This is a genomic window from Cyclobacterium sp. SOCE241 (assembly GCF_056867545.1).
Genome location: NZ_CP149779.1, coordinates 401,002 through 416,014, shown reverse-complemented (window position 1 = coordinate 416,014; position 15,013 = coordinate 401,002). Strand labels below are relative to the sequence as shown.

The 15,013-nt window shown below is 37.4% G+C and carries 12 protein-coding genes; all 12 read right to left on the bottom strand.

The genetic code is table 11. The annotated features are described in order from the left end of the window. Positions 1-47: 47 nt before the first annotated feature. Positions 48-2,267: a SusC/RagA family TonB-linked outer membrane protein gene (locus WG932_RS01935; RefSeq protein WP_483088550.1), complete on the bottom strand. Its 2,220-nt coding sequence runs from the start codon at positions 2,265-2,267 to the stop codon at positions 48-50. A gap of 33 nt (positions 2,268-2,300) precedes the next feature. After that, positions 2,301-3,119 (bottom strand): carboxypeptidase-like regulatory domain-containing protein, encoded by an 819-nt coding sequence (locus WG932_RS01930; RefSeq protein WP_483086750.1) that lies wholly within the window; start codon positions 3,117-3,119, stop codon positions 2,301-2,303. 1,107 nt (positions 3,120-4,226) lie between these two features. Next, complete coding sequence (locus WG932_RS01925) at positions 4,227-5,075, bottom strand: hypothetical protein (RefSeq protein WP_483086749.1); 849 nt, start codon at positions 5,073-5,075, stop codon at positions 4,227-4,229. Positions 5,076-5,329: 254 nt separating this feature from the next. After that, complete coding sequence (locus WG932_RS01920; RefSeq protein WP_483086748.1) at positions 5,330-5,698, bottom strand: hypothetical protein; 369 nt, start codon at positions 5,696-5,698, stop codon at positions 5,330-5,332. A gap of 74 nt (positions 5,699-5,772) precedes the next feature. Continuing rightward, entirely contained in the window at positions 5,773-7,149 is a 1,377-nt protein-coding gene (locus WG932_RS01915) for an FAD-dependent oxidoreductase (RefSeq protein ID WP_483086747.1), read from the bottom strand. Next, positions 7,128-7,802, bottom strand: coding sequence for a hypothetical protein (locus WG932_RS01910; RefSeq protein WP_483086746.1), 675 nt, complete (start codon positions 7,800-7,802; stop codon positions 7,128-7,130). Before WG932_RS01910 ends, WG932_RS01915 begins: the two co-directional genes overlap by 22 nt. A gap of 34 nt (positions 7,803-7,836) precedes the next feature. Beyond that, the gene (locus WG932_RS01905; RefSeq protein ID WP_483086745.1) at positions 7,837-8,487 is read right to left on the bottom strand and encodes an FAD-dependent oxidoreductase; all 651 of its coding nucleotides are present in this window, start codon (positions 8,485-8,487) and stop codon (positions 7,837-7,839) included. Next, complete coding sequence (locus WG932_RS01900) at positions 8,465-8,665, bottom strand: hypothetical protein (RefSeq protein WP_483086744.1); 201 nt, start codon at positions 8,663-8,665, stop codon at positions 8,465-8,467. The genes WG932_RS01905 and WG932_RS01900 overlap by 23 nt, the downstream gene beginning before the upstream one ends. Then, positions 8,662-9,486 carry a TolB family protein gene (locus WG932_RS01895; protein WP_483086743.1) on the bottom strand — a complete coding sequence of 275 codons (825 nt, stop codon included), beginning with the start codon at positions 9,484-9,486 and terminating at the stop codon, positions 8,662-8,664. The genes WG932_RS01900 and WG932_RS01895 overlap by 4 nt, the downstream gene beginning before the upstream one ends. 59 nt (positions 9,487-9,545) lie before the next feature. Next, on the bottom strand, positions 9,546-9,812 hold the full coding sequence (locus tag WG932_RS01890; protein ID WP_483086742.1) for a hypothetical protein: 267 nt from the start codon (positions 9,810-9,812) through the stop codon (positions 9,546-9,548). Positions 9,813-9,905: 93 nt separating this feature from the next. After that, the gene (locus WG932_RS01885; protein WP_483086741.1) at positions 9,906-11,588 is read right to left on the bottom strand and encodes a RagB/SusD family nutrient uptake outer membrane protein; all 1,683 of its coding nucleotides are present in this window, start codon (positions 11,586-11,588) and stop codon (positions 9,906-9,908) included. Positions 11,589-11,598: 10 nt separating this feature from the next. Continuing rightward, positions 11,599-14,913 (bottom strand): SusC/RagA family TonB-linked outer membrane protein, encoded by a 3,315-nt coding sequence (locus tag WG932_RS01880; RefSeq protein ID WP_483086740.1) that lies wholly within the window; start codon positions 14,911-14,913, stop codon positions 11,599-11,601. Positions 14,914-15,013 lie beyond the last annotated feature (100 nt).

Sequence of the window (15,013 nt, the reverse complement as noted above, 5' to 3'; positions counted from 1 at the left end):
CCTTTGCAAGAGTTCCGGCTGGAATGTGTAGCCGAAGGTGAGGCTTTTTAACTCAAATAAGACCCGTCCACTATCCAATAGCTAGATGCCGTTCTTTCTAAGCCATCAAGATCCACCGTCAATTTATAATGATAACCATCCCCTGGGTCTTCCTCCGACCGCCACCTGTCCACCATCTCATGGTAATAATTCCTGCCCTCATGGTATTGCATAGATCGGTGAATATTGTTATCAAAAACTTCACTTCCCTGAACTCCCTGAAACAAAAAACTAAGGTCAAAGCCTTTATAACTAAAGTTATTTGTAACTCCCCAAGTAAAATCCGGTGCGTAATTTCCGATGATGGTTCTATCATCAGAATTGAGAACATCGTCGCCATTGACATCCGCATATTTTCCATCCCCTGCCATGGCAGATTCATATCTTGCTGGATCAGAATCCGCTTCTTCTTGGGTCATGTATACCCCATCATATTGGTAACCATAAAAGTTATAAACCGGATGACCTACTTTATTGATAGATTGCATTCCAAAACCTGCATTATAAATCATAGGAGCATCGTCCTCCCCAAGTTCCACTACTTTATTTCGGTTTCTGGAAAAATTCAATTGAGTAGTCCAAGAAAACTCACCAGTCAAATTATGAGAACTTAAATTTAATTCTAAACCTTTGTTTTCTAGTTTTCCAATATTCCTAAAAACATTTGTGAACCCTGTTACTGATGGTACGGGTACATCTAGCAATAGCCCGTCAGATTTGGAAATGTAATAATCGGCTTCTAAAGAAAACCTCCCCTCAAAAAGCCCCAAATCCAATCCCATATTCACCTGTCGGGTCCTTTCCCATTCAAGATCCGGATTGCTAAAATCTGAAGGATAATAAGAAGCCCCTAGACTGTTGCCTAATGCCATCCGCCCTTGTGCCATGGAACCTATCCATCTATAATCAGCAAACTGGTCGTTCCCTGTAAAACCATAGCTTGCTCTCCATTTAAAATGACTCACAGGCTCGATGCTATTCATGAAACTTTCATCTGACATTATCCAACCCAAAGACAAACTTGGAAACGAGCCCCACTTTTTATTTGGGCCAAAACGGGATGATCCATCTCTCCTATAACTTGCAGATGCTAAATATTTCCCTTTATAATTGTAGGTTACTCTTGAAAAATAGGAAATCAAAACCCTCTCTGTGGCGTTGTCACTGGCTTGGAAGATGTTTTGTCCTCCACTAAGGTACGGTACTAAGTCATTATTGAACCCCCTTCTTTGTGCGCTTGTAAAATAATAATTATCCTTGAAATATTCATTGCCTAACATGATAGAGAATTCATGTCCCTCAAAGGCCTTCTCATATGTTAAAAGATTTTGCCAATTGTAGTTCATTCGATTATTTTGGTTGACCGTCATCGCCCCTTCTGTGATGTAATTAGGCCCCATTTTGTGATCAACTGCCTGATAATTGGTATCATCTCCTCTCCTATATAAATAATTAAGTGAAGACCTGAAATTTAAACCTTGAAGCAGGTTAAAGTTGGCATAAATATTTCCTAAGCTGTTAAAATTTTTATGCTGAATGTCGTCACTTATTCTATATAGGGGATGGCCATTAACTGCTCTAAAGAGTATTGCGCCATAATTTTCATAACCACTTGTTGTGGAAGGTTCACCCAAATAACCATTGTTCCCATATACTGGAAATACTTGGGGATATTGAACTGCCCATTCCACAATCCTATTGTATGGTTCATTCTCATGATCATAAACAACATTCAACATTCCTCCAATCTCTGCCCAATCAGCAACTTTAGAAGAAACCTTTAAGTTTAAGGAGTATTTTTTATAATCAGAATTAATTACTATACCTTCTTGATTTACGTATCCACCTGAAATTAAATAGTTTGTATTTTCATTTCCTCCGGAAACATTAATATCAACTCTTTGCATAGGGGCCACTCTAAAAATCAAGTCTTGCCAATCCGTATTGGGCAAACTTTCTGGATTATTAAAAGCTTCCGGCCAAGTATATTTGTAATGCCCTCTTGCTTCCACTGTATTAGGTGCATTTGGATCACCTCCAGATTCAAGCCAGCCATTTTGAGCTGCATCAATAGAAGCCTGAGCATATTCAGCAGAATTCATGACTTCGATTTTATCAATCTTTTCCTGTAATCCATAAGAATAATTGATAGTTACCTTTCCTTTACCGGACTTCCCACTTTTGGTTGTCACCAAAACTACTCCATTAGCACCCCTTGAACCATAAATTGCTGCCGAAGCTGCATCTTTCAGTATTTCTATTTACGCTATGTCTGAAGGATTAATCAAGTTTAAGTCATAATTGGGTAAGGGAATTCCATCAATTACAATTAATGGAGAACTATTGGCGGAAATAGAATTTATTCCTCTTATTTGAATTGTACTTGAACCTCCGGGACGTCCATTGCTATTGATCACCTGAACGCCGGCAATCTTCCCATATAGAGCTTGTCCAAATTCTACCATTGGCCTGCTACTTAATTCTTGATCCATTTCCAAGGATCCAACAGATCCTGTCAAGTGACTTTTTTGCTGTGTACCATAACCTACCACGACCACTTCTTCCAACGATGCCAAGTCTTCATTCAATATCACGTCTATTACACTTTGGTTACTTACCACAACCCTTTGTGATTCAAATCCAATAAAGGAAAAAATCAGTGTCGCCCCTTCAGGAACAGACAAAGCATACTTACCATCTAAGTCTGTTGCTGTTCCTATCGCCGATCCCGGAACAGAAATGGTTGCGCCGGGTATTGGAGTACCATTGGCATCAGTGACGGTTCCGGAAACCTCAATATCAGCCCAAGGGCTTTCTAAATTCTCTGGATTTAATGGTAGTTCAGCCATTTCACTATTGGAAAAATCAAAATGTAAACCTGACAGTATCTCCTTTAGAGATAATCCATTTTCAAATTTTGAATCTTCAAAAGATTCTGCGTCCATCCTTTGATCTGTTTTAGCTGATTTACCATTCGTTTCTCCTGCTATAAGGAGCCCAATGGTTAACAATTGAATAAGCAAGGCATAAGTACATCCCCTGACCAGGCTTATAACATGTCGTGGTACAAGATTTTTCATACGGTTAGATTAAGGGTTTATTAAAATTTTAGGTTAGGTTTTGGATATAATAGGCCTCTGAAATTTACTTTAATTGGGATTAAACAACTGTAATTACCTTCATTGCTATTGCTGATTGGGACAATTGATTTTCAGTACATTCCATTGTCAAATCGGCCAAGCTATCCTTTTTCTGATTTAATTTATCATCAATATTTACAAAGGCTTTTGAAGAAATAATTCCAGGTCAACGGAGATATAAAATTCTTCTAGGCCGTCCACTATTATATAAATGACTTCTCATTGGTCTAAGCCTTAAATTCATCCAAGAAGCCGGCTCATATGACTATGGTTAAAACTTTTTTAAAGAAGAAACGAGGGAATTCAGTACAATGAATCCTTTCCGATTTTACTTGCCATTCATCCCTGCTCTTATACATTCACCTTTGAAAATATTTCTTCAAAATCAGTTTTTTTCATTATATATTCTAATCCTTTATACAATTGGTAATGCCAACTCTTCCAAGATTATTTCAGTATTTAAATGATTTTGCATTAAAATGAAATAGGTCATTTTCCAATGAAATGCCGGTTGGGTGAAATTCCAAAAAATAACCTCGAGCTTCCTTATTCCCATAAGCCAACCCCCATATAGGGTCAGACTCAATTTTAAAAGCTCAATACTACATTTGGTAAAAAAATTTGCCAGAGCTAAACTCTCATTCCAATAAATTTTCTGGAGATAATTCGGGTAACGACCAAATTGATCAAAATTCAAATATAATTTTTCCTTTTTCATTTTGGGTATTATGGGTTTATTTAATTAAAATTAGCTATTAATCAATAAATATAAAAATTAATCATCGTTAATTTATTGGTTTATAATTAAGGATTTCAAACTAATCTCTTTATATAAAATCATATCAAAAAATTAATATTTACCTATTAGAGTAGGTAATATTCTTTGTTTTGGTTGGAATAGAGGGTAAGTCAAGCAATTGCTTTTAAATTAAAAAATTGATCAATTAAATGAATCAAAAATACACAGGAGAGTTAATAAACACCAATAGAAACACAAGGTTGAAAACTGATTTAAATCCTACTAATAGTTTTTTTCAATATAGGTTATCAAATTTCTTTCTGATATTCTCTTAAAATACTTTGAAGCTGAGGATTACTTATGTGCGAAAGGTTTGATGCTATATTATTCAACCTATCCTTATATTGATCCCTATTTTTCATTACTTCAAATACCCTTATAATGTACCAATCCTGTTGGGTTTCCAAATGGTGAACAATCGCAAGAAACAAGGGCTCAGGGAGATTTTCTACTTTTTTGAATTCATTAAGTACCTGTAGCTTTGTTTTTAAAGGCAGACCACCGTACATGTCAATTATATTTTGAAGAAAATAACTGTCAGAATAATTGCACTTGGAAAGTGTTTTTAGGGCCACTTCTTTTACTTTAGGCTTATCATCCATACCTAGACTACTGATCACCAAGGAATTGAGGTAGTCTTTTTGCTTCAACTTCCCATTGGCGAAAAGTTCAAGGAAAAATAAGCTGGTGTGTTCTAATTGAGGGGTTTGCATAAGGAATGTCATAAGCTCTTCATCCTTATTCAATTCATTTATGGTCAAATTCACCAGTTGTTCTTTTTCTCCAACGTGAGACAAATGCCATATGGTATGGGTCGTATATACAGCATCAACCACAGCTTCCGCAGCGATTTCTTTTTTGGTAGCCCCAGAAGTACCATCTACCTCTGGGTCTCCATTTTCAGGTTTTTCTACAAGATCAGAAAGTTTATACTCTCTCAAGGGTGACCAATCGTTTTCTAGAATTTCAATAAGTCGTAGATAGTCCTTTTCAGTAAATTCGCTATGGTCTGTTTTGGTAAGGGCCTCCTCATAAACCTCCAGACCAAAAAATCTCCAGCAAGGTCCCAATAGATACCAATATCTATCAATTTGCACTCACCAATGAGACATACAGGGGTTTTGAGTTTTCTATGCCAATATAGAAATCCTTTATTGTCTTTTTTAGCGAAAATTTCTACTTGCTCTCCCTTATCATCCTCAATATGATAAACAGAGACATCTGGTTGCCAATTTACTCCATGTAACTTTTCACTTTGGAAGTAAACGTCATCATTATTATTGAACAACAATAGCAGAAAAGCAAACAGTATTTGTTTACAAAACATGAACTTTTAATTCTATTACCTCAATTAAACTTCAATTGTTTTTTCCAAATTCCTAGTGGGTCTTGGATATTGTTTTTCCGCAAGGAACCTCCTCCATTTTAGAGGGTTGACACCAAAATCCTGATGAGTAATATCCCTGAGTTCTGCTCTGGCAAAAGCTTTATAATTGGAATGAATATCTTGTAGGTAACTAACCAAGAGGAGATAACCAGACTTGGCACCGCAACGAGCCAGAGTGGCTGCAATGGAAATTTCAAGCAAGCCACCATAAACCCGCCATCTTACCTCATCATAATCTTCCGTCTTGAATCCCCCAATATTTTCATCTTTTAAAAGCTTTTCAAAGCCCGGAATAAATTGCGCATCAGGTATCCTGTCTCCATAGAAACACAAGTTATGAATCCGGTTATAAAATGGAATAATTTTTAAATCAATTCTACCATTAAAATAATCATTCGTTCGGTTGACTACCCCTCCCCTGAAGTGGTATTTTCAATGATATTTCGAATGACAGGTATTGAACTTTTGCTGCCTGTCATTGCCAGAAGCGCAATGTTTTGATTGATTCTCCAGAACAAGCCTTCCAAAACATTCTTTTCTCTCCCTCTTATAAAATCATAATCATCTACATATCCGCCTGGGTAGCCCTCTTTTTGTTCCTGGTCAAACATTTCTTGTAATTCTTCTTCTATGAGCACGTTTCCATCGCTTTCTCCAAACCAGGCTAATGCCTTTGCCAGAAGAAGTTTGGCTTTTTCATCTTCAGATTTACCATAATAGGTTTTCAATACTGGAATTGCTTTCTCTTTAGGCAACCTGCTGCATTCGTATAAAAACTCTCGTTTTCCTTCTGAAAGTTCTGCTATTCTGGTGTTGATTTCATCCTCTTGAAACCTTTTATCTTCATTGGAAGGTCGGTCATAATCCTTTGGAAGATACCCTAGATCGGCCCACTCACGTTGTAAATCACTCACATCAAAATCACGAGGTCTCGTATTGGTCCATGCCAGATCAGCAGCAATTTGTCCTGTCAGGTATCCCAATACAAGGATATCTGCAGTCATGCGGGTAAATTGCATGGCATTATGCGTTTGGCTTATCCCCCTACCGGCAATTAAAAGCCCATCCAGTGATTTGGGTACTATACAACGGTATGGAATTTCTACAGTTAGATCATTTGAATGTGGCAATAAAAAGCCACATTTCGAAAATTCAGAACTTCCTACATTATGTGGGTCAAAATCACTACTTGCCAATGCAATTACATCCTTAAAGTGAGTTTTTTCAGCAACATCATAGAGATTCAATACATGCATCCCTTCTATAAGGCGTGATTCTCTAACAGTAAGGAAAGGGTGAAAATCGTAAAAATGAGCTTCATAATGAGAAAGAAAGAGTCCACGTTGCAATTCTGAAATTTTGGTAGTGTCCAGCACATCATAATCTCTATTGGTGGGTGAGGAAGAAATTGAAACTGCTCCTTTAACATCCCACTGACTGTAATTTTGTGTTTCACCCGTTCGGGAGTTTCCTTGTGAAAAGCTAGCCCCAGCAAAAGAAGCAATGTCTCCATCTCCAGTGGCATCAACGGTGACATCCCCATTGATGGTTTGTAGTTTACCATTTCTACAAACCAAGAACCCAGAAACTTTCTGATCTTCCAAGAGGGCACCACAGAAAATCGCTCCTGGAATAAACCTACCTCCGGCATTCAAAATTTCCTTGAGGTGGTAATATTTCCGGCCTACTTTTGTTGACATGTTATTCTCAAAAGCTGTCCTTTCTGCTTCTTCATTTTGTTTTTTAAAGAAACCATTGCTCGTTACCCCATGGTAATACCCCATGACTCCCCCATGGTTTTTGTGCCACCTAAATCATTAAAATAATCAGCAACAATGGTATTGGCACCTTTACCTGCAGCGCCCTTAGCGACAAAAGAACCACCCGTACCTCCTCCCGCTACGGCAACCTGACAATATTCTTTGTCTTTTACTAAAGCGATGTAATCAAAGGATACTTGCTCCAATGGAATAGAAAAGCTGGCTTCATCCAATCCTGTGAATCGAATCTGATCAAGGGGAATCTCAGCATTATGAATTCTTAATGTCGATGCTTTAGCTTTACGCGGGGATTTTGGCAATGATTCAACCATTTTACGGGCTTCTTCATTAATGGCTTGAATATTTTTACTAGTAACGGCTTTGCCATTCAACATAAAATATCCTTCAAGATCAACCTCCGGAAGACGATCATCAATTAAAATTATTGAGGTTTCTAGCCCATGTTGATAAATTTCAGCATTTTTAAGGGATGGATCAATATTTTTGAAATTTTGACCTAGCAATGCTGCTTTATGTCTCGCTTGATGTTCTATTAATTCTAAACTTTGCTCCTCCACCTTGAACTCAAAATCTAAGAAAGCCTGGTCCTCAGACAACTTCCCTCTGTGTAAAGCAATTTGGTCTTGATAAACTTTATAATCCCTAGAAACTGACAAGACTTTTTCTGAGGGTTTTCAACGTTTTTCAATTCTAAAACGAAACCGGCCCTATCAATCTCATAAGCCTGATTAAAAAGTTTCTACTAAACATGACCTGATCGGAAGCATCGATAAAATTATTGCATTTCACATGTTGCAAACCTTGCTTACCCGCCATCAAGACCCCTTTAACTTTTCCTTTGTCTTGAAAAATCCCGCAAACATCTGTCATCAATAGGACATGTACCTTACTGACCAGGAGATTTCTCAACATGCCTTTTCTAATACTTCCGGAAAACAGCAATATTTCATCCTCAAATTTACTGTTGCCGGGACCTGTCCCGAGGGAATTGTTCATTTCCGCTACTTCTCCTTCAGGCAAAAATAAATTAGAAAGTTCAGGACTGAAATCCTCAAAACCATCAGCCTCCATCCATAATTTGTGCTTTGCAAAAAGCTCGAAGCCTGGACTTGTCCTCTTTTCAATCAATAATACCTTTTTACCTAATTTTGCAGCTTCACTTGCAGCGAAATATCCTGCGAATCCTCCTCCATTGACCACAACATCATAAGTATCAAAATTGCTGCTCCCGGAAAATTGCCGGTAAATTTCAGACTTTGCCTTCAAATTCATTATACCCGGCCCCACCATTATGGCTCCTGTAGCCGGTATGCTTATATTAAGAAATTTTCTCCTGTTCATTTGTTTTGGTAATTTTTTCTTGATCAATTAATTTGCTAAGATCTGCAACATAGACACTTCGAACATCCCCATCAAAGCCATTGAATACTACAAATTTACCTGAACGATCCCAAGCCGGATGGGCATCCAATCGGAATGAGCTATCCTCTACGTCAGGTGTCTTAACTTTAGTAATCAATGTTTCTTCCCCGTACGGACATTAAGCAGTCTAACCGGCACATATCCATCTCCGTCAGTTACCGTGGTTTCCTTTGCATAAGCATCTGTTATAATGAATGGAAGGCCATGAGGATGAAAACTTGGATGGCCTGATCCAGGGGTAAATACTTCCTGCAAATCTGATCCATCAAATTTAACTGTAACTATTTCAAGTCCTTCTTTACGATCGTTTACTTCCAGGTTCATTGACAGGTAATCGCCATCTGGCAACCATGCCATATGGTGTCCCCCTTTACCATATTGGGTTGTAGTAATCGCTGTTCGTATATTTGAACCATCCGCATTCATGGTTACTACTGCTACTTTTCTTTTGCCACCTGAAATAGGCTTCAAAAGAACACATGTCATGATTCGAGTCATTTGAAGATTCCACATGGCTTTGAAACAATATATCTCAAAATCCTCCGGATTATTTATCCCTAAACTGGGTTTAGTATTTTTATAAATCTCTTCTATACTCGCAATCAGTTTACATTTGCCTGATTCCACATCAGTAACATAAATACCATCGTCACTTGATAGCCCGAAATTTTTGGAACGATATTCATTGGGTACAATAACACCATATCCGGATTGCGCATACTCAGAATTTCGGAGATTATGTGATACTAATTTTTCACCATTTGAGGACACCATGAATAGCCCACCGTCAATCCTCTTGTCCTCTTGGGTTTCTATATTATACCGCACGGTAAAAGATTCCCAGGTAGTAGTGTCCACTTGGTTAAAAAACAATTGGGTATCATCCTTTCCCCATTGAACATTTGCACCAAGCTGCATTTCCCAACCAAATGACTTGGCTATCTCCCTCTCTTCACCAGTTTCAAGATCGATTAAAACTACAGATCCAAATTCCCCGGTTTTGGATACCTATCTTGAAAAGGAAGGCGAAATAAAGCTATGTATTTTCCTGATGGGCTAATTGGAGAGGTATCATGAAATCTATGGATTAAGCCTTCACTACCTACTTTTACAATTGGTACAGCATCAATGTCATGGTCTAGAATTTCAGCAACCGGTAAACCATTAGAAACCTTAAATGGAAAATTTTTATAGTTAAAAAGGAAACTAACAATAATTAATGGATAGATAATATATTTTTTCATTGTTATCGAATTTTAACAAATTAATCTAAGATTAATTTTAACTTAGAAAGGGTAATGTTAGAATTAGGGGTTTTATATAACCAAAGCCTCATTTTAATACCCTGGGTTTTGAGTCAGATTTGAATTGATGTCGAGTTCCCTTTGAGGAATCGGAAGTAATTTATCTTTACTCGGATTATAGTTTCTTGTATCAAATACCCTTAACTCACCAGCATAGGCTTCATATACCGGGGTACCATTCTCATCAAATTCAGGTATATGATATGACTTATATTCTCCAAGCGGTCTGCCATAAAGCGGCCCTGAAAGAACATCTTCAGCGATTTCCCATCTTCTAATATCAAAAAAGCGTAAGCCTTCATAAGCAAATTCCACTTTTCTCTCTTGTCTCACAATCTGTCGCAACTCCTCAAGAGATTTTCCTTGTTCTATTCTAGGTATTCCTGCTCGTTCTCTTACAGAATTGATGGCCTCATAAACTGTATTGTCTACTTGACCTAATTCGATATGAGATTCAGCATAAATCAATAAAATCTCCGCATATCTAATTAGCATAATGTTCAACTCAGACTCTCTTCTAAACTCTCTTTCATCCGACGACACATATTTTCTATATTGATACCCTGAAAAGGTTGCATAAGGGTTGATTACTTCCTGATTATCGATGCGTTTAGGTGGGTTTTGATTATAATCCCATACTTGTAAACTATCGGGATGGGTTTCAAATTGATACCCTAGAAAGATTGATCCGGGGACAACACAAGTAGCGTTTAGTCGAGGATCCCTATTTTCAAAAGGATTTTTGGGATCATACAATGGAGACTCATTAATGCTAAGCCCATCAATTGAGGCATAGGAATCAATTAAAGCCTGAGTTGGGATTTTTGTAGCAAAGCCTCCTGTTAGTCTTCCTCTTGTATGAATTGGGGTTTCATGTGTCAATTGGTTTGCTCTACTGAACTGTATGGTTAATAATTCTTCTGAATTGTTCTGTCCTTCATAAGTAAACAGTTCATCAAAATTTGAGTAAAGCTCATATTTTCCCAAAGCCATTACTTTTCCCGAAGCTTCAGCAGCAATTTCCCAATCATTATTAAACAATGCCAACCTTGCTTTTAAAGCCCAAGCTGCACCTTTGGTGATGCGTCCTCTATCACTTGAAGGATATTCTTCGGGAAGCATATCTCCTGCCAATTCTAATTCTTCCATAACGAAATGATATATGGTTTCCTTATCTGTTTGAGGAAGTCCAGCATCAAACACATCCAAGGGATCTGTGGTAAACGGAACATCTCCATATAGATTAATAAGCCAACCGTACCAATATGCGCGGAAAAATCTAGCTTCCGCTTCAATTCTCTTAAAAGTATCAGCATTTGTTACATTCTCTGCTTTGTGCATATAGGCCAATAACCTGTTACAATTTCCTATATTCACGTAGGCATTACTCCAGGCACCAAAAATTAAAGTAGGTTCTACTGAGGTAACCTGGCCTTGACCCAAGAGTTGCCAAACACTTAAATTCCTATCCCAACTAATATCAGTAGCAAAGTCAAATAGAAATTGAAATGGAACGTGGGTGGTTGCCCTATCAGTAAAATAAAGACTACGGTAAACTGAATTAATAGCCATTTGAAGTTCAGATTCTGTACTCCAAAAAGTTGCATCTGATGGTTGGTCAAGTGGATATTTAACAAGATAATCTTCGCAAGAATACAATAGTGTTGAACTAAAAACAACCATTGATATCATTATAAGTTTTATATATTTTTTCATGATTTTGTCATTAAATGGTTATTTCCAATCCAAAAACGAATACTTTAACTTGAGGATAGAATGTACCCTGCCCTACAGGAGCTTCAGGATCAAAACTGTCATAAAAATTATGAAAGGTTAACAAATTCTGCCCATTTCCAAAAAGTCTACACTTTGAAATATTCAACCTTTTTGTAAGGACAGAAGGAATGGTATAGCCCAATTGTATGGTCTTCAACCTAAAATATGAAGCACTTCTTACCCATTGAGAAGAAACTTGTTCGTTGTTCGGAAAGTTAAAAGTTAATCTAGGATAAGCAGCTGTTGGGTTTTCCGGAGTCCAGTAATCTTTATGCCATTCTTGAGCAGTACCTCCTAGGTAAAAAGCCATGGTTGCAAAATTATCTAAGTACCCATCAACTTTCCCTACACCTTGACCTAATAAGCTGAAATCAAAACCCTTATAATCTAATGAAATATTGACCCCATAAGTATATTTAGGGATGGTATTCCCAAAAATAGTACGATCTTCTGCATTAATAATTCCATCATTATTAATGTCTGCATATTTGATATCTCCAGGGCTAACTTGTCCAAACTGTGTTGCGTGCTGATCTATTTCTTCCTGACTTTGAAAATAACCTAAAGATTTAAGTCCAAATAAGGACATAAATGGTTGTCCTTCCTGATTGATTTCTCTTTCATATATATGAGGACCACTACCCATCAAATCAACAACTTGGTTGTTTACATCTGAAAGGTTGGCAGAAACACTTAGATTAAGTTCCCCAAAAGTCTTTCTGTATCCAGCACTTAAATCCCAACCATTATTTCTTACTTTACCAGCATTTTGATAAGGCTCAATTAGGCCTGCAATGCGAGGAACAGGTATTTGAAGAAGAATATCATCTGTATTCCTTACATAATAATCACCTGTAAAATCAAAGTTTCCTATACTTGCGTCAAAACCAAAATTAACCATTCTTGTAGTCTCCCAGGTGATATTTCTATTTCCTGAATAAAGCAAGGCTGCCCCTAAGGCTGGAACATTATCTCCAAAAACGTAATTTTGTCCCATTGTAACCGTTGATGCAAAAGGGTAAGTACCAATTTGTTGGTTACCCAAGGCCCCCCATGATCCTCTAATTTTCAATTCATTAATCCAAGTGGCAGTGGAAAGAAATTCCTCTTCTGATAATCTCCATCCAAAACTAAAAGACGGGAAATATCCATATTTATTATTCCCCAGAAACCGTGAAGATCCGTCAACCCTTAGGTTAGCTTCAAACAAATACCTATTATCAAAATTATAGTTTATTCTCCCAAAATAGGATTGTAAAGACCACTCCGAGGCAGAACCTGTTGCTTGTTGATTTGCTATCGAACCAGCATTTAGCACATCATAATTCTCTAGAGGGAATTGATCTCTAAAACCAGTAAGCCAATCATTTCTATAATCTATAGCCTCCGTCCCTGCAAGAATTTCTATAGAATGGTTTCCAAAATCTTTATTATAGTTGATTAAAGCCCGGTAATTATTACTTATAGACCTTGTAAACTGTTCATTTAAAGATGCTCTATATGGACTGGGATTTATGATGGTACCATCAGGAAAAAATAAGTCCACATGTTTACTGAAATTTTTAACATGGCGGTAATTTACATTGGGAGCTGCTTGCAGATTTATGTTAAGGTTTTTGAATGGTTGCCAATCCAATTTTAAATTTGCCATTAACTCATGGCGTTTGTCAGAATTATAACCTCCATCTTCCATCGAGGCCCAACCATTGCTTCCATCCCATCCTACTCCCCATGATCCATTTTCATTTAATCCTGGAATATTATGGGGATACCTTGCCAGCCAATGCCAATTTTGCGGAGGCTCATTTCTATCATCATTTCTAGCCAATAAATCTATTCCAACTTTTAAATTGTCTCGAACCTTAATATCCGTGTTTAACCGGATATTTAACCTTTCAAATTTTGAATCCATTAAACCATTTTGATTCTGGTAGGAAACAGACCCTAGAATGCTAATTTTCTCACCGCCTCCGTTAATTCCTAAATAGTGATTTTGCTGAAGGGCTTTGTCTCTTAGCATAACTTCATGCCAATTTGTTTCTGGATAGGCATCGGATGGTGCGTTTTCTCGGTAAGCATCTATGTATTCTTGCTGAAAAGCAGGATTTCTCCCCACATTTTCAAAAGCTTGATTGATCATCACCATATGATCATAGCCACTCACTTTTTCGATCAAAGCTGTTGGTTGTTGCCATCCTATGCTATTCCTATAGTTTATTGAAAACTCGCCCGCTTTTCCTCTCTTTGTGGTTACTAAGATGACTCCATTTGCAGCTCGCGAACCATATATTGCCGCAGATGCTGCATCCTTTAAAATTGAAATTGACTCAATTTCATTAACATCAATATCGTTTAAACTCATAGGTACACCATCAATTAATACAAGAGGATTAGAATTTCCTAAAGTACCTATTCCACGAATTCGGATAGTTCCACCATCAGCTCCGGGCTTCCCCGATCTTTGGGTTACTGTCACCCCTGGTGCCAAACCTTGCAAGGCGGTTGAAGCTTGGCCAACTGGTCTGGAAATAATATCATCAGAATCAATAGCATCCACCGCCCCTGTTAAGTTCACCTTCTTTTGGGTTCCATATCCAACAACCACCACTTCTTCTAATGAAGTGTCATCAAGCTCCATTTTAATCTCAAATTGAGATTGATTAGTAACCTTAATCCTCTTAGTACTATACCCAATGAATGAAATTACCAAAACAGCCCCTTCCTCCACTTCCATAGAAAAATTACCCTCTATATCTGAAACCGTACCAGAGGTGGTATTTTCCAAAGTAATAGTTGCTCCAGGTAATGGTTCCCCATTTTCATCGGTAACTTTTCCAGAAATATCGATTTCGGAAGGCCTTTCAATTTTAAGCCTATAGTAGGTTGAGTTTTCTAGACTACCTGCTTTTCGAACATGGATATTTTGATTCACCTGTTTGAAGTACAAGCCTGTTTGTCTACCTAGATCAGTCAATAAAGAATAGACACTTTTGGTGTTATCTCCAATACTGCTAACCCTTGGAATTTCTTTTAACTCAAAATCAGTGTGTACAAAGTTGAATCCGGTTTTATTCTCAATAGAGGAAAAGACCTTTTCAATTTTGCTGTTCTCAAAAGATAGGGTAATCATTACTTCTTCAATGTCCTTCACTTGAGCATTGCCATTCCAGGCAAATAGAAAACTCATAGAAAGGAGCTGTATCAGAAAAGCGTAAGTAAATAATTTAGTCATGCGTATGACATATAAGAGTACAAGATTTTTCATATCTTTACTTTGTTTGTTTTAAAACTATACAGAATGGTTTTTGATGAACATTCCGGAAAATTCCTGCAAAGAATATCCGGAGATTACTAGTCTAAGGATG